Annotated in this window: 21 protein-coding genes; 8 read left to right on the forward strand and 13 right to left on the reverse strand. The window is 62.2% G+C overall.

What is annotated here, in order from left to right:
- Positions 1–76: 76 nt before the first annotated feature.
- The 5 genes from edd to DevBK_RS10540 all read right to left on the reverse strand — a co-directional run bounded on the left by edd (position 77) and on the right by DevBK_RS10540 (position 5,962).
- Complete coding sequence (gene edd / locus DevBK_RS10520) at positions 77–1,891, reverse strand: phosphogluconate dehydratase (RefSeq protein ID WP_317185388.1); 1,815 nt, start codon at positions 1,889–1,891, stop codon at positions 77–79.
- A gap of 122 nt (positions 1,892–2,013) precedes the next feature.
- Positions 2,014–2,709: a 6-phosphogluconolactonase gene (gene pgl / locus DevBK_RS10525; protein ID WP_317185389.1), complete on the reverse strand. Its 696-nt coding sequence runs from the start codon at positions 2,707–2,709 to the stop codon at positions 2,014–2,016.
- A complete protein-coding gene (gene zwf, locus DevBK_RS10530; protein ID WP_061907780.1) occupies positions 2,706–4,190 on the reverse strand; it encodes a glucose-6-phosphate dehydrogenase in 1,485 nt (494 codons plus the stop codon). Before zwf ends, pgl begins: the two co-directional genes overlap by 4 nt.
- 12 nt (positions 4,191–4,202) lie before the next feature.
- Positions 4,203–5,144 carry a BadF/BadG/BcrA/BcrD ATPase family protein gene (locus DevBK_RS10535; RefSeq protein ID WP_061907779.1) on the reverse strand — a complete coding sequence of 314 codons (942 nt, stop codon included), beginning with the start codon at positions 5,142–5,144 and terminating at the stop codon, positions 4,203–4,205.
- Positions 5,145–5,314: 170 nt separating this feature from the next.
- A complete protein-coding gene (locus tag DevBK_RS10540) occupies positions 5,315–5,962 on the reverse strand; it encodes a DUF2161 domain-containing phosphodiesterase (RefSeq protein WP_317185390.1) in 648 nt (215 codons plus the stop codon).
- 174 nt (positions 5,963–6,136) lie between these two features.
- On the opposite strand from DevBK_RS10540, the gene cobU reads away from it, so the two are divergent.
- The 3 genes from cobU to DevBK_RS10555 all read left to right on the forward strand — a co-directional run bounded on the left by cobU (position 6,137) and on the right by DevBK_RS10555 (position 8,281).
- Entirely contained in the window at positions 6,137–6,670 is a 534-nt protein-coding gene (gene cobU, locus DevBK_RS10545; RefSeq protein ID WP_317185391.1) for a bifunctional adenosylcobinamide kinase/adenosylcobinamide-phosphate guanylyltransferase, read from the forward strand.
- Between the two features lie 185 nt (positions 6,671–6,855).
- Positions 6,856–7,752 carry a cation diffusion facilitator family transporter gene (locus DevBK_RS10550; protein WP_317185392.1) on the forward strand — a complete coding sequence of 299 codons (897 nt, stop codon included), beginning with the start codon at positions 6,856–6,858 and terminating at the stop codon, positions 7,750–7,752.
- A gap of 52 nt (positions 7,753–7,804) precedes the next feature.
- Positions 7,805–8,281 carry a hypothetical protein gene (locus DevBK_RS10555; RefSeq protein ID WP_317185393.1) on the forward strand — a complete coding sequence of 159 codons (477 nt, stop codon included), beginning with the start codon at positions 7,805–7,807 and terminating at the stop codon, positions 8,279–8,281.
- Here the strand turns inward: DevBK_RS10555 and DevBK_RS10560 are convergent.
- Together DevBK_RS10560 and DevBK_RS10565 are read right to left on the reverse strand one after the other, a co-directional pair.
- Positions 8,248–8,844 carry a hypothetical protein gene (locus DevBK_RS10560; RefSeq protein WP_317185394.1) on the reverse strand — a complete coding sequence of 199 codons (597 nt, stop codon included), beginning with the start codon at positions 8,842–8,844 and terminating at the stop codon, positions 8,248–8,250. The genes DevBK_RS10555 and DevBK_RS10560 overlap by 34 nt on opposite strands.
- Positions 8,845–8,850: 6 nt before the next feature.
- A complete protein-coding gene (locus tag DevBK_RS10565) occupies positions 8,851–9,507 on the reverse strand; it encodes a hypothetical protein (protein WP_317185395.1) in 657 nt (218 codons plus the stop codon).
- 104 nt (positions 9,508–9,611) lie between these two features.
- Between DevBK_RS10565 and DevBK_RS10570 the strand changes: the two genes are divergently transcribed.
- Both DevBK_RS10570 and DevBK_RS10575 read left to right on the forward strand, forming a co-directional pair.
- Positions 9,612–10,010, forward strand: coding sequence for a DUF2164 domain-containing protein (locus DevBK_RS10570; protein ID WP_317185396.1), 399 nt, complete (start codon positions 9,612–9,614; stop codon positions 10,008–10,010).
- On the forward strand, positions 9,947–10,303 hold the full coding sequence (locus tag DevBK_RS10575) for a DMT family protein (RefSeq protein ID WP_317185397.1): 357 nt from the start codon (positions 9,947–9,949) through the stop codon (positions 10,301–10,303). Before DevBK_RS10570 ends, DevBK_RS10575 begins: the two co-directional genes overlap by 64 nt.
- Here DevBK_RS10575 and DevBK_RS10580 read toward each other — a convergent pair.
- From DevBK_RS10580 to DevBK_RS10590, 3 genes are all read right to left on the reverse strand, one after another.
- Positions 10,296–11,513 carry a GTP-binding protein gene (locus tag DevBK_RS10580; RefSeq protein WP_317185398.1) on the reverse strand — a complete coding sequence of 406 codons (1,218 nt, stop codon included), beginning with the start codon at positions 11,511–11,513 and terminating at the stop codon, positions 10,296–10,298. The two genes, DevBK_RS10575 and DevBK_RS10580, sit on opposite strands and share 8 nt — an antisense overlap.
- A gap of 54 nt (positions 11,514–11,567) precedes the next feature.
- Positions 11,568–12,752 carry a zinc metallochaperone AztD gene (gene aztD / locus DevBK_RS10585; protein WP_317185399.1) on the reverse strand — a complete coding sequence of 395 codons (1,185 nt, stop codon included), beginning with the start codon at positions 12,750–12,752 and terminating at the stop codon, positions 11,568–11,570.
- Between the two features lie 140 nt (positions 12,753–12,892).
- Complete coding sequence (locus DevBK_RS10590; protein ID WP_317185400.1) at positions 12,893–13,840, reverse strand: zinc ABC transporter substrate-binding protein; 948 nt, start codon at positions 13,838–13,840, stop codon at positions 12,893–12,895.
- Between the two features lie 115 nt (positions 13,841–13,955).
- Between DevBK_RS10590 and DevBK_RS10595 the strand changes: the two genes are divergently transcribed.
- From DevBK_RS10595 to DevBK_RS10605, 3 genes are all read left to right on the forward strand, one after another.
- Complete coding sequence (locus DevBK_RS10595) at positions 13,956–14,759, forward strand: ATP-binding cassette domain-containing protein (protein ID WP_317185401.1); 804 nt, start codon at positions 13,956–13,958, stop codon at positions 14,757–14,759.
- Between the two features lie 167 nt (positions 14,760–14,926).
- Positions 14,927–15,745 (forward strand): metal ABC transporter permease, encoded by an 819-nt coding sequence (locus tag DevBK_RS10600; protein ID WP_317185402.1) that lies wholly within the window; start codon positions 14,927–14,929, stop codon positions 15,743–15,745.
- Positions 15,735–16,151, forward strand: a complete 417-nt coding sequence (locus DevBK_RS10605; protein ID WP_061907766.1) for a Fur family transcriptional regulator — start codon at positions 15,735–15,737, stop codon at positions 16,149–16,151. The genes DevBK_RS10600 and DevBK_RS10605 overlap by 11 nt, the downstream gene beginning before the upstream one ends.
- 3 nt (positions 16,152–16,154) lie before the next feature.
- Here DevBK_RS10605 and DevBK_RS10610 read toward each other — a convergent pair whose 3' ends face one another.
- Genes DevBK_RS10610 through DevBK_RS10620 form a run of 3 tightly spaced genes read right to left on the reverse strand, consistent with a single transcriptional unit; the run spans position 16,155 to position 19,032 of the window.
- Entirely contained in the window at positions 16,155–16,532 is a 378-nt protein-coding gene (locus DevBK_RS10610; protein WP_062630148.1) for a GFA family protein, read from the reverse strand.
- Positions 16,533–16,584: 52 nt separating this feature from the next.
- Complete coding sequence (gene rsmD, locus DevBK_RS10615) at positions 16,585–17,148, reverse strand: 16S rRNA (guanine(966)-N(2))-methyltransferase RsmD (protein ID WP_317185403.1); 564 nt, start codon at positions 17,146–17,148, stop codon at positions 16,585–16,587.
- Between the two features lie 3 nt (positions 17,149–17,151).
- Positions 17,152–19,032 carry a pseudouridine synthase gene (locus DevBK_RS10620; protein WP_317185404.1) on the reverse strand — a complete coding sequence of 627 codons (1,881 nt, stop codon included), beginning with the start codon at positions 19,030–19,032 and terminating at the stop codon, positions 17,152–17,154.
- Positions 19,033–19,073 lie beyond the last annotated feature (41 nt).

The following is a 19,073-nucleotide window of genomic DNA, read 5'->3' on the forward strand; positions in this document are numbered from 1 at the left end:
GGGCTCCCAAAAATTTCGGCAAACTCGATAGATCCCTCCCCCTACTAGGGGGAGGTTAGGTGGGGGTTATTCAGCCTCAGCCGAACACACTCGCCCCGCGATCGGCCACACCAACCAGGCTCCGGAACCCGGCAAACAACTCACGCCCCATCCCAAAGTGCTGGGGCCGCAGGTCTTCCAAGGCCGGGGTGCGCGAGAAGAATTCCTTCTCGTCGCCGAGGAAAGTCAGCGTGCCTTCATTGGCATCGAGCCGGATCATGTCGCCATCGCGGATCTTGCTGATCGGGCCGCCATCGACGGCTTCCGGGGTCATGTGGATCGCCGCCGGCACCTTGCCCGACGCGCCCGACATGCGGCCGTCCGTCAAAAGGGCGACCTTGAAGCCGCGATCCTGCAGAATGCCGAGCGATGGTGTCAGCTTGTGCAATTCCGGCATGCCGAGCGCCTTGGGGCCCGAGAAGCGCACGACGGCGATGAAATCACCCGTCAGTTCGCCGGCCTTGAACGCCGCCTGCATGCCATCCTGGCTATGGAAGACGCGCGCCGGCGCCTCGACCACGCGATGCTCCGGCTTGACCGCCGACACCTTGATCACCGAGCGGCCGAGATTGCCCGACAGAAGTTTGAGGCCCCCCGTCTGCTGGAACGGCATCTTAACGCTGGTCAAAACCTTGGGCAGCGCGCTTTCGGCCGGCGCCGGTTCAAAGGCCAGCTTGTCTTCGATCAGCTTGGCTTCGACACTGTAATTGGACAGCCCCGCACCCCAGACGGTCTTGACGTCCTCGTGCAGATACCCGCCTTCGAGCAGTTCGCGGATCATGAAGCCCATGCCGCCCGCAGCGTGGAAATGGTTCACGTCAGCCACGCCATTGGGGTAGACGCGCGCCAGAAGCGGGGTCGCGTCAGACAGGTCGCTCATATCGTCCCAGGTGACATGGAGCCCGGCCGCTGCCGCCATGGCGATCAAGTGCATGGTGTGATTGGTCGAGCCGCCCGTCGCATGAAGGCCGACGAGCCCGTTGACGATGGCCTTTTCATCGACGATGTGGCCGATGGGCGTATATTCATTGCCCTGCGCCGTCAGCGACAACGCGCGCTTGGTGGCTTCGCGTGTCAGCGCATCGCGCAGCGGCGTGCCGGGATTGACGAAACTCGCGCCGGGCAGATGCAAGCCCATGATTTCCATGAGCATCTGGTTCGAATTCGCCGTGCCGTAGAAGGTGCACGTACCCGCCGAATGGTAGGACTTGCTCTCGGCTTCGAGCAGTTCGGCCCGGCCAACCTTGCCCTCGGCATAAAGCTGGCGAACTTTTGCCTTTTCGTCATTCGGAATGCCCGAAGGCATCGGGCCTGCAGGCACGAACACAGCCGGCAAATGCCCGAAGGTCAGCGCGCCGATGACGAGGCCCGGCACGATCTTGTCGCAAATCCCGAGATAGACGCCGGCATCGAACATATTGTGCGAGAGCGCGATGGCCGTCGCCATGGCAATCACATCGCGGGAGAAGAGGCTGAGATCCATCCCCGGCTGGCCCTGGGTAACCCCGTCGCACATGGCCGGCACGCCGCCCGCCACCTGGGCTGTCGCGCCCATTTCGCGCGCCGCTTCCTTGATGATGTCGGGATAGAATTGGTAGGGCTGATGCGCCGAGAGCATGTCGTTGTAGCTTGTGACGATGCCGAGGTTCAGCGTCTTGTTGCCGGCCAGCGCCGCCTTTTCGGAAGGCGCACAGGCGGCAAAGGCGTGGGCCAGGTTGCCGCAGGAAAGGCTCGAGCGATGCACGCCTGCTTCCCGGGCTGACTCGATGCGCGCGAGATAGTCGCGGCGCGTATCCTGGCTGCGGGCCGCAATGCGGTCGGTCACGTCCTTGATGGCCTGGCGGACGGTCATGGTCATTTCTCCATATAGGGCAAGGACGCGCCAAAGGGGGGCCGCTGGCGCGGAGAAGCCTTGCAACGATGACTAGCCACCAGGCGCGGCCGGAGCGGTCGATTGGGGACCGCCCCAGGGGCTCAAGGAGACCAGTAAACTGAAAGCGGCGCGCCCGAGCGCAGCACGGCGCGGATCGGCATCTCGTCGACCGGTCCGTCGCCGAGCGCCTTTTCGAGCACCGTGGCCTTTTCCTCTCCCTCGATGTGGAGATAGAGGCCATCGGTTTCCAAAAGGCGCGGCAGGGTAAAGGTGATGCGCGGTTCGCCCGCGCCCGGCGCGTGAATAGCAAGTGTCGGGCCCGCTGCCGTCAGCGCTTCGTCAAGCGTATCGCCGCCCGGAAAAAAGCTCGCCGTATGTCCGTCATTGCCCATGCCGAGGATCACGGCGGCAAAAGGCTTTGGCAGAGCACCGACAAGTGCATTGGTCTTGGCCACGGCATCGGACGTCGGCTCGTCGCCACCCGAATAGAGCGGCACGAACCGGGCGACGGCCGCCGGGCCCTGCAGCATCTTCTCGTTGACCAGCAGCGCATTGGAGCGATCGCTGGTTTCGTCGACCCAGCGTTCATCGACGAGGGTCACGATGACCTTTGTCCAGTCGATGTCCCTGAATTTGCCCAGCGCCATGAAGAATTTGCCGGGCGTCGAGCCACCGCTGACAGCAATCGCCGCCTCGCCGCGCTCGGCAATGGCCGTGCGAATGCGGTCCGCTACGGCTTCGGCCAGTTCCTTGGCGAGGGTCGGCCTGTCGGCAAAGGTGCGGCGATCGAGGGTCACGAGAGCGCACCCTCATACCAGGAGCGGCCATCGCGCTCGATCAGCGCCACGGCGCCGCTTGGACCCCAGGTGCCAGCTGTATAGGTCTGCGGCGGTTCGCTCGAGCGATCCCAAGCTTCGCGGATCGGATCGACCCACATCCAGGCGGCTTCGAGCTCATCGCGACGCATGAACAGCGTCTGGCTACCACGCACCACGTCCATCAGCAGGCGCTCATAGGCCTCCGGCGTGCGCTCGGCAAAAGTCTCGGCAAAGGAGAGGTTGAGCGGCACTTCGCGGAGGCGCATGCCGCCGGGACCTGGGTCCTTGATCATCATGAGGAGCTTGACGCCCTCATTGGGCTGCAGGCGCATGATCAGCTTGTTGGGCTTGGGCGCGCCTTCGGCATGGTCGAAGATCGAGTGCGGAATGGGCTTGAACTGGATGCAGATTTCCGAGACGCGCTCGGCCATGCGCTTGCCGGTGCGCAAATAAAACGGCACGCCGGCCCAGCGCCAATTGTCGATATTGGCCTTCAGCGCCACAAAGGTTTCGGTGCGGCTGCCCTTCTTTTCCTCCGGCAATTCGTCCTGATAGCCAGCGACCGAAGTCGCTTCCGATGACACGCCGCGATACTGGCCGCGCACGGTCGATTTGGCGACTTCGCCATTGACGATCGGCCGCAGCGCCCGCAGCACCTTCAGCTTTTCGTCGCGCAGCGCATTGGCTTCGTCCGAAGCCGGGGGCTCCATGGCCACAAGGCAGAGAAGCTGCAGCATGTGGTTCTGGATCATGTCGCGGAGCGCGCCGCTCTCGTCATAATAGCCGCGCGTACCGGCGCCGACGCTTTCGGCCACGGTCAACTGAACGTGGTCGATATGGGCCGAATTCCAGACTGGCTCGAAGAGCGTATTGGCAAAGCGCAGGGCCAGGAGGTTCTGCACCGTCTCTTTGCCGAGATAATGGTCGATGCGATAGACCTGATCTTCCTTGAAGATCTTGGCCACGCCGTCGTTGATTGCCTTGGACGAGGTGAGATCGTGGCCGAGCGGCTTTTCGATCACGACGCGCGCGTCGCGGCGATAAAGCTTCTTGGCCGCCAGATATTCGGCGATCGGCTCGAACAGGTCCGGCGCCACGGCGAGGTAAAAGGCGCGCACGATCTTTGGATCATTGCGCAGCGCCTTGCCGAGATCGCCCGATTCCTCGGGCTTGCTGGCATCAACCGGCACGTAGGTGCAGATCTTGACGAAGCGCTCGATGGTCGCTGCGTCCTGATATTCCTTTTCGACGAACTGGCTGATCGCATCGCGAACGGACGTCTGGAAATCGGCTTCGGTCAGCTTTGAGCGCGACGCGCCGATGATGCGGCTCTGTTCGTCGAACTGGCCGTCCTTGAAGCGGTGATAGAGCGCAGGAACGAGCTTGCGCTTGGTCAGGTCACCCGTGGCGCCAAACACCACATAGTCAAAGGGCTGGACGGGGATGATACGGCTGGACACGGGGCAAGGTCCCTAGTTTGAAGCGACATTTTGCTTGGCGAGGATGACCGCGCCATGCAGGGGCTCGAATTGCGGCAGGGCGACAAAGTCACCATAGCGTTCGGTGAGGCGCGGAAAGAGCCGCTGCCCAAGGCCACCAACAATGGCCATCACCTTGGCATCGTGCGATTTGAACCAGCGCACATAGGTGTCGATATAGCTCATCTGGATATCGAGCAATTTGAGCGCGACTGGATCGTTCCGCTCTAGATGTTCGAACCAGAGCGGCATGAGTTTGCCGAACTCGCCGGGCGCGCGGCCGATCAGGGCGTCATCGCACCCTTCGCTGTCATCGCGGCTCAAGAGTTTTAAATCCATTTCGGTGGCAAAAGACCAGGTCATCACGGCCTGATTATCGCCGCCCAGCGCAGCTACCACCGCTTCGGTCAGCGGCGAGCCTTCGACGAGACCGTCTTCTGCCTCGACGGCATAGCGCGCCAGTTCCCGGCCAAGAATCGCGCCCGACATCTGGTCGCCGATATGAAAGCCCCAGCCGCCAGCCTGATAGCGCTTGCCGCCAACGATCGACATGGCAGCAGAGCCGGTGCCGATGATAACGACCCCGCCTTCGCCGCCCGCAAGCGCGCCGGCATGGGCAATGTCGATATCGTCGTAAACTGTGACGCCGGCAAAGGGCCAGGCGCGCGCGGCGAACTCGGCGCGTGCCGTATCCATGCGCCCACCCGCCATGCCAAAGCAGGCATAGGTATTGGCGGTCTCGGCATAGTCGATCCCGGCCGCCTTGAACACATCGCGGGTACCGTCGAGGATCGCCTTATAGGCCGGTTCACCATCGTCGATCTGCAGATTGGAACGGCCGTTTTTCACTTCGGCCAGCGTCACCAGATTTTCGTCGGCCAAACGCACGCGGCAATTGGTGCCACCGCCGTCAACGCCAAGATAATATCGGGCCACGCGGTTTCTCCGTGAAAGGGATGGGGCTGCTTGATTCGGCGCGAAGCGGCGTTCACCCGAAGCGGCCACACCCTAAGGGGTCAGTTTCGCGCGGACCATAGTGCGAAAGAAGCTAAGACGAAAGTAGTATAAGGCAGAAAAACGACCACCTTCTCATCGCTGCGGTCCGATTATTCCTGCGGCTGCACCGCGGCCCGGCCGAGATCGGTCAGGCCATAGATGCCCCGGCTTTCCCGCACGAACCAGCCATAGACATTGCTCCGCAGAATCGTTGCGGCCCGCGCCACGAGTGGCTTCAATTGTTTCGGGCTCTGCGACCCGCTCAAAAGTGCCGTCGCGCAGAGGATGCAGTCTTGCCGATAGGCGGTCATGATCGGCTTGCCGCGTCCCCCGCCCTTTTGCGGATCACCAATGCGCCGCTTGTGTTCATCAAGGAGGCGCGAGCGCTTCTTGGCATCCTTGCGCGGCGTTACCGCAAAGGGTGCCATCACGACATTGACCGCTCCAGCCTCTGACACGGTCAGCATCCCAAAGCCCAGGCGCCGGCAGAGATTGCGAAAACGCGCATCGTGCTCGCGCCCCTTCGCCGTTTTCGCCGCCCGCGCCGCGAGCCACACTTCGTCGGTATAGGTCGCGCGCTGCACCGCCTGCATGACAAGCTCGAGATTGAAGGCCAGCTTCATTTCGCAAACGACGATCACAGGCGGATCGTCATTGGTCACCCCGACCAGATCGCATCCATTGACCTCGCCTTTGACCACATATCCCGCGCTTTCCATGAAGGCTTTGAGCGGCAGATAAAGGTCGGTCTCAGCCATGGGCGCGTTCAAATCCATATGCGTTTGTGCCTCATCTAACTGAGTCTCTCACTCAGAACAGCAGCCGGCTTACCTCCGTCCATTTCACGAAACCCGGGAACATCTCGGCCCCGCAAATGGTTTTAAGACGTCTTGCTGCCGCGCTGGTGGCGGCGGCATGCGGAGGAGACTTCCATGCGGCACACATTGGTTTTGGGTGGAGCCCGGTCTGGCAAGACCGCCTTTGCCGAACGACTGGCTCTGCGCTCAGGCAGCAAACCGCTCTATCTTGCGACCACCGAAGCGCTCGATGATGACATGCGTGACCGCGTTCAAAGCCATCGCGCTCGCCGCGCCGGCCGTTTCGACTTGCGCGAGGAGCCGATGCACATCTCGCACGCCATTCTCCAGGCAGGCGAAGAGCACGATGTCATCCTGGTCGATTGCGTGACGCTCTGGATCAACAACATGCTGGTATCGGGCGAGGACGTCGCGACCGCCGTCAGCGAACTTTGCGCTACGCTCGTCGAATTCAAAACCTCGAAAGTCGTGCTCGTCAGCAATGAACTCGGCCTCGGCATAAGCCCAGAAGATCCACTGACCCGCACTTTTCGCGATCTGGCCGGCTCGACCCATCAACGCCTCGGCGAAATCTGCGACGATGTCTACTTCATCGCCGCCGGCCTTCCACTCACCCTCAAGGGGGAGGCGCCGCCGATCGAAAACTGACAGAATTATTTGCGGGCTTACGGAGGACGTTCGCAAAGTCCTCGACAAGAAAGCATGCGGGATCAAGGGCTTGCCTTGCGCCCGCCCAGATAGAAATGCTTCTGAAAATCACTCGCAAATACAAGCACTTGCGGGCAGATGACATTGCCGCTATGGGCCGCGCTCACGCTTGCGGAGTTCCCATCATGGCCGTCACCAATAGAACGCTGACCATAGCGGCGATCAGCCTCGGCGTCGGTATCCTGGTGCTTGGCCTAAAACTTCTCGCTTGGCGCTTCACCGGCTCGATCGCGCTTTATTCCGATGCGCTCGAATCGATCGTCAACGTCGTCACCGCCATTCTGGCGCTGATCGCCGTACGCCTCTCCCAGCGCCCCGCCGACGCGTCCCTTCCCTATGGCTATCACAAGGCTGAATACTTTTCGGCCGTGCTCGTCGGCGTCATGATCATCGTCGCGGCGATCCTGATCCTCCGCGAAGCTTATTTCGGCTTCATCAATCCCGAACTCCCCGAAGCGCCCGTCGAAGGCATTGCCATCAGCGTCGTCGCGACCCTCATCAATCTCGGTTGGGCGCAATATCTCCGCCGCTATGGCAATCGCGTCCGCTCCCCCGCGCTCGTTGCCGACGCAAAGCATCTGATGACCGATGTGGTCTCGACCTTCGGCGTCATCGTCGGCCTCGCGCTCGTCTATATGACCGGCATTGCCGCGCTCGACGCAGTTCTGGCCGCCCTCGTTGCGCTCAACATCCTATGGTCCGGCTGGGGCGTCATCCGCGAAAGCGTCGGCGGCCTCATGGACGTCGCCGTACCCCCTGAAACCCAAAAATCCATCAAAGATGTCATTGCACAAAACGCCGATGGCGCAATCGAGGCCCACGACATCCGCACCCGCCAGGCCGGCAAGCTGACCTTCATCGACTTTCACCTCGTCGTCCCCGGCGCCATGACCGTCGATACCGCCCACAAAATCTGCGACGACATCGAAGCCAAGCTGCGCGAAGCCGTCGAAGACGTGCAGATCACCATCCACGTCGAGCCCGAGAACAAGGCGAAGCATGCAGGGATTGTGGTGCTGTAAGCGATAGGCAAGGCCCCTTGCCTCCAAGAACTCCTACAGGCAATCTCCCGCCATGCGCATCCTAGCCCCCCTCTTCGCTCTCGCCCTCCTCGCCCTGCCCGCCACTGCGCAGGAAACTTGGAGCGCCTACGAAAACCCCGCCTTCAATTATACCGTCGATATCCCGCCCGGCTTCGAGGGTCAGGGCGCTGAGGCCAACGGCTCGGGCGAAGCCTTCCTCTTCGATGGCCGCGTCGGTCGCCTAAAGGTCTGGGCCGCGCCGCTTGGCGCGAGCGGTTTTGAAACCGAATCCTATGGCCAGCTCGCGTCCGATATGGCCTCCGGCTGGGGCGTCACCGAACGCTCGACGACACCCACCTGGGCCACATGGTCCGGCGCCAAGAAGGATCGCGTGCTCAAGCAGCACATGATCGCCCTCTGCGATGGCAAAGCCTATGCCGCGCTCCGCTTCGACTATGCCCAGACCGACCGCAGCAAATTCGACCCTCTGGTCGATCAGCTCGTCGCTTCCCTCAAGGCCGATTGCTGAGCTGCAACTACCTCGGCATGGGCGATGATCCGCCGTGCCGCCTCCTGCGGTTCGATGTCCGACGTATCGAGATCGAACCGATTGGGATGCGTAACGCGGAGTATCTTTCGCGCCCGCGCCGCCAGTGCTCCATCGACATCGGTCATCTTCAGCCGCGTTTCGCGCTCGAGTGAGGGCACCCGCACCGCATGCGCCGCATCCGATGCCCTCAGGATCACCGGGACGAAGACCCCGCCCCGCTTCGCCGAAGTCGCGACGACCTCGTCAAATGCCTCTCGATCCATCGGATCGGCCTCCATCAAGGCGTTGGTCAGAACGAAGCTCGCCCGCTCCGGCGCGATCTCGGCCATTGCCGTCAGCGCCTGCCGTCTGATCGTCATGATCAAGTCCCAGGCCCGTTCCGGAATTTTCGTTCGCCCATCCTCGCGGATCAGCGAGAAGATGACATTGTTGGCGAGGTGATTATCGAACACCCGCGCGCCGGTCTGGGCCGCAATCTCTTGGGCGATGGTGTATTTGCCGACCCCATAATGGCCGATCAGATAGATGATCGTGTTCCGCATCGGACCTCAATAGTCCTGCTTGGGCAGTTCGTCGGGATAGGGATAGCCGAGCGAAATCGACCGCACGCGCACGTCGAGCGTTTTCAGAAGCGGTTCCGAAGACGGCACCGTCACTTCGCCCGAAACGGCGTCCACGTTCAGATCCGAGGGATATTCATCCTTGGGCGCAAAGCGGATCCAGAAGCCGCAGCCATCCTCGGGATTGACAAGCGTGCCCTTCTCGAACACGGCATTGCCGCCATAATCCCACCAGAAGCCGCCGACGGTAAACGGCGCGCCATTGATCGCCTCGACCTCGGCCACGGTCATGCCGATGCGCACGCCCGTCGGCGTCTGCTGGCTGGGCGAGAGATCGACCGAGCCGAGATATTCGAGCTTGTCCTCGTCCCACCAGCTAAATTCGATCACCCGCTGCGGATCGTCGGGATAGACCGCCGTCGCCATGAATTCCACGCCCTCGGCGCCATAGGCCATGCCGGTTTTGACGTTGTCGGCCCCAAACGTCTCCTTGACCAGCGCGTCCGAACTCTTGCGGCCATAGACGCCGTCGCAGGTGACGGTTTCTGCCGCAGACGGTTCGGCCTTGGCCTTTTCCTTGGCCGCAAGCGGCATGGTCGCAACCAGAGCCAGTGACAAAGCGGCAAATGACAAACGAGCGAACATGGCAAAATTCCTCCCAATCCCCGAGGCCCATTCTGTCCGAGCCTGCGCATGTCCGCAATTGGCGACTCGCGCTATGAACGGGGCTGAAAAGGAGCCCGCCGATAATGGAAAAGATCAAATTCAGCCGCGAAGAGACCAAGGCCATCGTCGGCGAGATCCAGGATTATTTCCGCGAAGAGCTCGATCAGTCCATCGGCGCCATCCCCGCCGAAATGCTGATGCAGTTTTTTGCCGAGCGCATGGGCAGCTATTTTTACAATCGCGGGCTTTATGACGCGCAGGCGCTCGTCAAGAAGCAGGTCGATAATCTCACCGACGAAATCTTTCGCTGGAACGCCCCACAAATCACCTGCGTTAATGAGCCTTGCCAAGACCGGGTGCGTCGCACGAAACATGCGAGGCGCGCCCGACCGGGCCGATTCTCCCCTACGGTGTTTCAATGGGCCTCAATTTTCCCACCCTCGCCCCCATCGGGCTGCTGCTCGCGTCAAATCTCTTCATGACTTTCGCCTGGTATTGGCACCTCAAATACCATGGCCTCGTGCTCTGGGTCGTGGTGTTGATCAGTTGGGGCGTGGCGTTCTTCGAATATTGGCTCGCCATCCCCGCAAATCGCATCGGCAGCGCCGTCTATTCGGCCGCCGAACTCAAGACCATCCAGGAGGTCATCTCCCTCACGGTCTTCGCGCTCTTCGCCGTCTTCTATCTCGGCGAAAAGCTGACCTGGAACCACGCCATCGGCTTTGCCTTCATCGGCATCGGCGCCCTCTTCATCTTCAAGGGCCCGCTCAAGTAGCCTGCCAGGACGGGAACGGATCAGGCAGCACGGTCCAGGCGTCGGGCGTCATCGTCCGCGCCGGCACGAGGCAGGCATCGAGTCGGCGGCGGATATCGGCCTCGTCCATCAGGTCGGTGCCGATAAAAACCAGTTCCTGGCGCCTGTCGCCCCAGACGGGATCGAGATAAGGCGCCATGGATTTCCGCCATTCCGCGCTCTCGGGCCAACGTTGTGCGGGCACCGCCGCCCACCACATGCCCCGCCGCTGCGTCCGCACCAAAGCGCCGGCTTGGCTCAGTTCACCAACCAGATCAGGCCGCGTCGCCAGCCAGAAAAATCCTTTGGCGCGGATCACGCCAGGCCAGGCCGAATTGATAAACCGATCGAGCAGCAGCGGATTGAACGGCCGCCGCGCCCGATAGACGAACGAGCGCACCCCATATTCCTCGGTCTCGGGCAGATGATCCTTGAAGCCATTGAGCTCCTTGAACCAAAGCGGATTGGTCTCGGCCACCTCGAGGTTGAACAGTCCGGTATCGAGCACCTCATCCAGTGCCACCTGGCCGAAATCGGTCTCGACGATCTTCGCCGCCGGGTTGAGCGCCTTGATGATCGTCCGCGCCGCCTGCCGATCGCCTTCGGTTGCCGTCGAAATCTTGTTGAGCACCACCACATCGGCAAATTCGATCTGCTCGACCAGAAGATCGACCAGCGCCCGCTCGTCGCCCTCCCCCGCCGTCTCGCCGCGATCGCGCAGAAAGTCGGTCGAGGCATAGTCTTTGAGAAGGTTCGCGCAATCGACCACCGTCACCATGGTGTCGAGCCGCGTCACATCCGAGAGCGAAAAGCCGCGTTCATCGCGAAAGTCGAACGTCGTTGCCACCGGCAACGGCTCGGAAATGCCGCTCGATTCAATCAGCAGATAGTCGAACCGGTTCTCGCCCGCGAGCCGCGTCACCTCGGCGAGCAGATCGTCGCGTAGCGTGCAACAGATGCAGCCATTGCTCATCTCCACCAACGTTTCTTCGGTGCGGCTGAGATTGGCGCCGCCGTCGCGCACGAGCGCCGCGTCGATATTGACCTCGCTCATATCGTTGACGATCAGCGCGACCTTACGCCCCTCGCGATTGTTGAGAATGTGATTGAGCAGCGTCGTCTTGCCGGCGCCGAGAAAGCCGGACAGCACGGTAACAGGGAGTTTTTTGGCACTTTGATGGTGGGGGGCCATGACAGTCTCCATTGGAGAGGGCCCCGCCGCCGAACCGGGCGGCAGGGCGTAAATTTAGTGCTGAGCGCCGGAGCCGCCGACGGCGACGATCGTATAGGGCGAGCCCCCGACGGGGATGTCGCCGGAAATGGCAAAGCTTGCGATATCGACGAGGTGCACCAATCCTTTGAGCGGATCGGTCACCGCGACCTGATCGCCGACCACTGCCATTCGCGGCCGCGGCAGATTCCATTCGCCATCCATCGAATAGGGCTCGGTCACCTTGACCGCTTGGGTCAACTCACCCTTGACCATGTCGAGCTGCCGCAAAAACCCGTCCTCGGTAAAGATATAGGCAAAGCGCGGGCGACCGGGATCGGTGACGAAATGCACCCGTCGAGTCGGCAGTTCGATCAAGCGATAGGGCTCAGCCTCTGCCGGGTCGATGATCACGACCTTGTCCGGCCCATAATTGCCTAGGAAATATTGCATCCCCCGCCCGCCCACGAGCGTCGTCGTCTTGCCCTCCGGCAGCCCGGCATAATCGAGTTTCTTGACCTCCGGCGCGCCGGCACCAGATACGACAAGCACGCCATCACCGCAGCCGATCATCAGCAGATTGCCTGATGCCGCCTCGCCATGAAGGTCTGGGCAGGCATGGGTTTCACCCACTTGCTCGCCCCCGGCATCAAGCACATTGAGCCCCACGCGCGGCTTCTTTTCGTCTTCGCCATTGGCCATCGACACCAGCGTATAATCGCCCCACGGCACTGCCAGCCCATGATGCGCCGTGCCGCTATCGAGCTGAGCCGACGTCACCGTGCCTTCATGAACCCACTGCCCGGCACCGAAGAGATCGACCTTCCCCGACCCATCGAAAAACAGCGCTACCTTGCCGTCATGCTCGACAAAATGCGCCGGCTTTTCGCCCGTAATCACCGCATCCACCAATGAAGGCGCCGAAACCGCGATATCGCCGTGGTCGCCATGATCTTCGAATGCGATGCCGGAGCGAATAGCCGAGACCTGGTTGCCCGCGCCCTGCACGGCAAAAACCGCATCGCCCGATGCACTGGCATAAAGCGATACGGGGCTCTTGAGGGCAAAACTATCAAGCACCTCCCCGCTCAACGCATCGATCGCCGTCACCTTGCCCTCGGCATGATCACCCACGAACAACCGCCACGCGGTGACATCATCGGCCAGAACCGGCCCCGTGAGCGCCGTGGCAAAAAGCAGGGAAGCAAAAAGAAATCGCATGTCATTTCCGTTATGTTAGAACGTAACTATTGGGTTTGTAGGCGTGCGAAAACCCGTCCGTCCCAAGGGACAGATGGATCATCTGCGAAATGAGAGGAAAGGCCGGCGGCTTAAATCGCCACCGGCTCATAATCTAGTGGTCAGCCGAGGCAATCAACGAGGCCGGTCGCAAGCCCACGCAGCAAGTTGGCGTAGAGATCGGGGCCTTCGGTCAGCGCGCTGCCTTCCGGATCAAGCACGCCGGCCTTGGCATTGGTGCCCTCGATGATCGTCTTGACGATCGTCGGCTCGAAATTAGGTTCGGCAAAGACGCAGGTCGCGCCCAGTTCACTCACCTTGGTGCGCAATTGATCGACCCGCGCCGCGCCGGGCATCACCTCGGGCGACACTGTGATCGAACCTGCCACATCAAGCCCAAAGCGCTTTTCGAAATATTGGTACGCGTCATGGAAGACGATGAAGGGCTTGTCTTTCACCCCGATCAAACTGGCATTGATCTCGGTCTCAAGCGCTCCAAGCGCCGCGACTTCGGTCTCGGCATTCGCATTATACTTTGCCGCATTGTCCGGGTCTGCCGCCGACAGTACCTTGGCAATATCGGTCACCATGAGCTTGGCATTTTCAGGATCGAGCCAGAAATGCATGTCCCCTTCGCCCTCCTCATGGACGTGATCATGCTCTTCATGCTCGTGCCCTTCTTCGGCATGCTCGTCGCCATGGGAATGATGCTCGAACGCGCCGCCCTCGCGCACCGGCAGGAGCGTAATCCCCTCGGCATCGGCCAGTTCGACCGTCTCGGCCTTGGTCGAGAGTGTCTCGAGCGCATCGGCAAGGAACAGCTCCATCCCATGCCCGGTCCAGAACACGATATCGGCATTTTCGAGCGCGGCAGCATCGGAAGGACGCAGCGAATAGGTATGGGGCGATGCCGATCCCTTGACGATCAGGCCGGGCTCGCCCACCCCCGCCATCACCGCCGCCACCAGCGAGTGGACAGGCTTGGTCGATGCCACCACATTGGGTACGGCCAAGGCCGTGCCAGTCAACATCAGGCTCGTTAGAGCCACAAAGGGAAGAAGCCGGGTCATGTCAGACACCTCTTGTCGGCAGGATCATGCGCAACAACATGTTATATTATTACGCTTGCGGCGGTGTTATGCTATAACGTAAATCTCAGCGTCAAGAGTGCAGTTGGAAAGTTTCATGAATATGCGTGCCAAGGGCGAAACGCTGATCACGCTGGCCGGTGCCGGCGTGCGGAGCGGTGGCCGTGTCCTCGTCGAGGGCTTAGATCTGTCAATCTCACGCGGCGAGATCGTTACCTTGATCGGCCCCAATGGCTCGGGCAAGTCGACGACCGCCAAGATGGCGACTGGCGTCTTGAAGCCGACGACTGGGACCGTCACGCGCAAGCCGGGCCTAAAAATCGGCTATGTCCCGCAAAAGCTCAGCATCGACTGGACGCTCCCCTTAACGGTCGAGCGCCTCATGACTTTGACCGGCCGTTTCTCGCGCTCCGAAATCGAATCCGCACTTGAAGCCGTCGGCGCGCGCCGTCTCCTCGGCGCGGCCGTGCAGGAACTTTCGGGCGGCGAGTTCCAGCGCGTGCTCTTTGCCCGCGCAATGATCCGCAAGCCCGATCTGCTCGTCCTCGACGAACCTGTTCAGGGCGTCGATTTTTCCGGCGAAGTGGCGCTTTACGAACTCGTCCGCCAGATCCGCGACGTCACCCAGGCCGGCATCCTGATGATCAGCCACGACCTCCACGTCGTCATGGCCGAAACCGACACCGTCATCTGCCTCAACGGCCACATCTGCTGCCGCGGCACCCCAGCCGCCGTCAAACGCAGCCCCGAATATCTTGCGTTGTTCGGCACCCGCGCCGCCGAAACCCTGGCAATCTACGAGCATCACCACGATCACGAGCATCACGACGATGGCTGTGTGGTGGGCAAGGATGGCAAGCACGACCATCATCACGAGCATGCGGGGCATCATCATGGGTGAGCGCATGCGCGTGTTGCCCCACCCCCTCCCATCCTCCCCCATCAAGGGGGAGGTTTCGGGCCGGTGGCTTTGGTCAGATGTTGCCCAGCACTCGATCTGCACCTCCCCCTCGATGGGGGAGGTTGGGAGGGGGTGCTCCCACGCACCAGCGCGGCAAGGAGTCCTCCATGCTCACTGATTTCTTCTCCCGCGCCATCGCCGCCGGCATCGGCCTTGCCTTCGTCACCGGCCCGCTCGGCTGCTTCGTCGTCTGGCGCCGCATGGCCTATTTCGGCGATACCATGGCCCATTCGGCCCTGCTCGGCGTCGCCATTTCGATCCTCCTCTCGATCAACATGACCCTCGGCGTCTTCGCCGTCGCCGCCATGGTCGCCGGTGCGCTCCTTCTCCTCCAGCGCCAGAACACGCTCTCGACCGATGCCCTTCTCGGCATCCTGAGCCACTCTTCCCTTGCGGTCGGCCTCGTCCTCGTCGGCTTCCTCACCCAGGTCCGCATCGACCTCATGGGCTTTTTGTTCGGCGATATCCTCGCCGTCTCGATGGACGACATCATCATCATCTATGCCGGCGGCGCCGCGATCCTTGCGCTTCTCGCCTTGAATTGGCGTCCGCTCCTCGCTGCAACGGTCAGCCCGGAACTCGCGGAGGCCGAGGGCCTCAATCCCGAGATCAGCCGCATTCTGCTCATGCTGCTCATGGCCTCGGTCATCGCCATCGCCATGAAGCTCGTCGGCGTGTTGCTGATCACCTCGCTTCTCATCATCCCCGCAGCCACCGCGCGGGGCCTCAGCCCCACGCCCGAAATCATGGCGCTGGTCGCTGCCGGTCTCGGCGCCGTCTCCGTCGTCGGCGGCTTGTATGGGTCTCTCACCTGGGATACCGCTTCGGGACCATCCATCGTCGTGGCGGCGCTGCTTATTTTCCTCGTTTCGCTCGCGGTGCCGACCGCACGATTGTTCGGCAGGAGAGACTCTCATGGCACATAGCCACGACATGCCGACCGATCTCACGCGCAATCAGGAACTGGTGCTCGGTACGTTGACCGCCTCGATGGGTCCGCTCAGCGCCTATGATATCCTCGACAAGCTGCGCGCCGATGGCCTCCGCGCCCCGCTTCAGGTCTATCGGGCGCTTGAAAAGCTCGTCGATCGCGGCCTTGCTCACAGGCTTGAATCGCTCAACGCTTTCGTTGCTTGCGCCGATACCCATTGCCACCGCAAAGGCCTCATCGCCTTCGCCATCTGCGAAAGCTGCGGCAAGGTCGACGAATTCGCCGACGCGGTCATCGAAGAGCGCCTCGGCGCCTGGGCCGGCAAAGAGGGTTTCAAGGTCGAACGCACCACAATGGAAATCCGCGGCCGCTGCGCCGAGTGTTTGCAGAAGGCTGCATGACCGTCAGGGATCTTCCCGCATCATCGGCATGCCGGCAATCACCGGCAGCCAAGGCTCGCGCCTGATGCACCAGCCCTCGACCTCGGGCTTGATGCCGTTTGGCGCATCATCAAGCGTGCCTAGGTAAATCTCGACTCCCTCTTCATTGCGATTGAAAAGCCGCGATCCACAGGTCGGGCAAAATGAGCGCCCCTCATAGGTCTCGACCTTGCCCTCAGAGCTGAACTGATGGCTGAGCCAATCGGCATAGGCGAGAAACGACGTCCCCGTCACCTTGCGGCAATCGGCGCAGTGGCATAGCCCGGATTTGAATGGTGCGCCGCGCACTTCATAGCGCACCGCTCCGCAAAGACACCCACCCGTCCGAACCACTTCCGCCATCACTCATCTCCAGACAATTGCCGGGGACAAACTCGGGGACGCGGCGGAAAGTTCAGTCCGCTGTACCAAACGTGAGAAACCGCACCGCCGCCGCGCCATAGGTCCGCTCGTCGTCGAGCGCGAATCTCTCGGGCACAGTCACCGCCACGTCGGCGCTTTCTTCCCAGACCAGCGTCGCGCCGGGTTTGAGCCAGCCATTGGCCGCCAGTTCAGCCATCGCCTTTTCACCGAGCCCCAGCCCATAGGGCGGATCGAGGAAAACGAGATCAAATTGGCCAAATGTGCCCGGCGCCCCAAGCGCCGTCGCATCGCGCCGCAGGAGCTTGGTGATCCCAGCCACGCCAAAGGCCTGGATATGATCGCGCACCAGTCCGCGTGATTCCGCGCCGGTATCGACAAAGGTCACATGTGCCGCGCCGCGCGACAGCGCTTCGAACCCAAGCGCGCCGGTGCCGGCAAAGAGGTCGAGCACCTTTAGGCCCTCGAAGACCGGCCCCAGCCGCGACCCCAATATATTGAACATGCTTTCGCGCACGCGGTCAGCCGTCGGGCGAATGGAATCGTCCGACGGTGAATTGAGCTGCTTGCCGCGAAATTTACCGGCAACGATCCGCACCGCTTAACCCCGCGGCCTGCCGCCACCAGGCCGGCCACCCGTGGGACGGGAGCCACCTGTCGGACGCCCACCACCCGTGGGACGGCCACCACCGGCGGGACGACCGCCGCCTGCCGGACGGCCACCAGTCGGTCGGCCGCCACCTGGATTCCCACCAAACGGCTTGCCGCCGGGACGGCCACCGCTAGCAGGCCGGCCACCTTCGGGCCGGGCGCCGCCAAAGCTCTTGCCCGCGGGGCGACCACCCTGTGGTCGGCCCTGACCCGGCCGGTCATCGCGGCGCGGACCACGATTGTCGTCAAACGAGCGCTGCGGACGATCCGGGCGCTGCCCCCGCTCCGGCCGATCGCCGAACGAGCGTGCAGGCTTGTCGCCATAGGAACGCTGCGGACGATCGCCGCGGCTTGGACGATCCTCGAAGCTGCGAGCCGGCTTGTCCCCAAAGGACCGAGCCGGACGCTCGCCGCCACTGCGCTGCGGGCGCTCTCCGCCGCCAAAGCTGCGGGCCGGCTTATCGCCAAAGTTACGCTGCGGGCGCTCCCCACCGCCAAAGCCGCGCTGCGGGCGTTCGCCGCCGCCACGCCGCTCATCATCGCGCCGCTGCGGACGCTCGCCAAAGCTGCGCGCCGGGCGTTCACCGCCCTCGGGACGGCTGCGCTGCGGTCGATCCCCATAGGGTTTGTCGCCGTAAGGCTTGCGGTCGCCAAAGGGCTTCTTGTCCCCAAACGACTTCTTCTCGCCATAGGGCTTCTTATCGCCAAACGACTTTTTGTCGCCGTAAGGCTTCTTGGCGCCAAAAGACTTCTTGTCGCCAAACGATTTGCGATCGCCCTCTGACTTTTCTTCGCGCGGCGCGCGGATCGGCGGGCGGCCATAATTGCTCGCCGGTTGATCATCGGGATCCACGCGGCCCCGGCCCGGACGATCCGGCCCCTTGGGTTCATATTCTTCCGGCGCCCGGCCATCGTCGTCAAAGTGAATCCGGCGCGGCCGCACCGGGCGGTCCTCGTCGCGATCATCGAACCCAGCGCGTACTGCCGGCTTGCGGAAACCGCGACTACGCGGGCTTTCGCTCATGGCGCGCGGCGGTGGGAACAGGCCTTCTGGCATTTCGCTGTCAAAATCGACATTGGCGGCCTCGGCCAGCTTCTTGCCCAGCTGGTCCTTGAGCATCTTGGCCTTGACGACCTCGATCGCGCCTTCCGCAAGATCGCCGAGCTGGAACGGACCATAGGACACGCGAATGAGGCGGTTGACCTCGAGGCCGAGCGCGCCGAGCACGTTCTTGACTTCGCGGTTCTTGCCTTCGCGCAGACCGACAACGATCCACATATTGTGGCCCTGCTCACGCTCGATCGTCGCTTCGATCGGCCCGTAATTGACGCCTTCGACGGTGATGCCATCCTTGAGCGCATCGAGCTGTGCCTGGGTGACATAGCCATAGGCGCGCACGCGATAGCGGCGCAGCCAGCCGGTGGAGGGCAATTCGAGAATGCGCTTCAGCCCGCCATCATTGGTGAGCAGCAGCAGACCTTCGGTGTTGATATCGAGCCGGCCGACGGTGACGACGCGCGGCAGACCCTGCTCGTCGAGCGCTTCGAAAATCGTCTTGCGCCCTTCGGGATCTTTCTCGGTCACCACGAGCCCGGCGGGCTTGTGATAGAGCCAGACGCGCGTGCCCTGGCGTTCAGCAAGCGGCTGGCCATCGACGGTGATCTTGTCGCGGCTCGTCACGTTGAAGGCTGGCGTAATGACCTTCTTGCCGTTGACGGTGACGCGGCCGGCGGCGATCCAGCCTTCGGCATCGCGGCGCGAGCAAAGCCCGGCGCGGGCCATGACCTTGGCAAGACGATCGGCGGTTTCGGGTTTTGGTGTGTCGCTCATGGAGAGGACTTTCATGACATGCGGGACCCACTATGGGCGGC

It is taken from the genome of Devosia sp. BK, assembly GCF_032907385.1.
Lineage (GTDB): Bacteria > Pseudomonadota > Alphaproteobacteria > Rhizobiales > Devosiaceae > Devosia.

Bases quoted from the DNA above. Each gene is read 5' to 3' on its own strand.
- DevBK_RS10560 (WP_317185394.1), bottom strand. From the start codon at position 8,844: ATGCGGAACACGATCATCTATCTGATCGGCCATTATGGGGTCGGCAAA.
- DevBK_RS10600 (WP_317185402.1), top strand. From the start codon at position 14,927: ATGCTCACTGATTTCTTCTCCCGCGCCATCGCCGCCGGCATCGGCCTT.
- edd (WP_317185388.1), bottom strand. From the start codon at position 1,891: ATGACCGTCCGCCAGGCCATCAAGGACGTGACCGACCGCATTGCGGCC.
- DevBK_RS10565 (WP_317185395.1), bottom strand. From the start codon at position 9,507: ATGTTCGCTCGTTTGTCATTTGCCGCTTTGTCACTGGCTCTGGTTGCG.
- DevBK_RS10580 (WP_317185398.1), bottom strand. From the start codon at position 11,513: ATGGCCCCCCACCATCAAAGTGCCAAAAAACTCCCTGTTACCGTGCTG.
- DevBK_RS10555 (WP_317185393.1), top strand. From the start codon at position 7,805: ATGCGCATCCTAGCCCCCCTCTTCGCTCTCGCCCTCCTCGCCCTGCCC.
- DevBK_RS10610 (WP_062630148.1), bottom strand. From the start codon at position 16,532: ATGGCGGAAGTGGTTCGGACGGGTGGGTGTCTTTGCGGAGCGGTGCGC.
- DevBK_RS10540 (WP_317185390.1), bottom strand. From the start codon at position 5,962: ATGGCTGAGACCGACCTTTATCTGCCGCTCAAAGCCTTCATGGAAAGC.
- DevBK_RS10620 (WP_317185404.1), bottom strand. From the start codon at position 19,032: ATGAGCGACACACCAAAACCCGAAACCGCCGATCGTCTTGCCAAGGTC.
- aztD (WP_317185399.1), bottom strand. From the start codon at position 12,752: ATGCGATTTCTTTTTGCTTCCCTGCTTTTTGCCACGGCGCTCACGGGG.
- DevBK_RS10550 (WP_317185392.1), top strand. From the start codon at position 6,856: ATGGCCGTCACCAATAGAACGCTGACCATAGCGGCGATCAGCCTCGGC.
- DevBK_RS10590 (WP_317185400.1), bottom strand. From the start codon at position 13,840: ATGACCCGGCTTCTTCCCTTTGTGGCTCTAACGAGCCTGATGTTGACT.
- DevBK_RS10575 (WP_317185397.1), top strand. From the start codon at position 9,947: ATGGGCCTCAATTTTCCCACCCTCGCCCCCATCGGGCTGCTGCTCGCG.
- DevBK_RS10570 (WP_317185396.1), top strand. From the start codon at position 9,612: ATGGAAAAGATCAAATTCAGCCGCGAAGAGACCAAGGCCATCGTCGGC.
- DevBK_RS10595 (WP_317185401.1), top strand. From the start codon at position 13,956: ATGAATATGCGTGCCAAGGGCGAAACGCTGATCACGCTGGCCGGTGCC.
- cobU (WP_317185391.1), top strand. From the start codon at position 6,137: ATGCGGCACACATTGGTTTTGGGTGGAGCCCGGTCTGGCAAGACCGCC.
- DevBK_RS10605 (WP_061907766.1), top strand. From the start codon at position 15,735: ATGGCACATAGCCACGACATGCCGACCGATCTCACGCGCAATCAGGAA.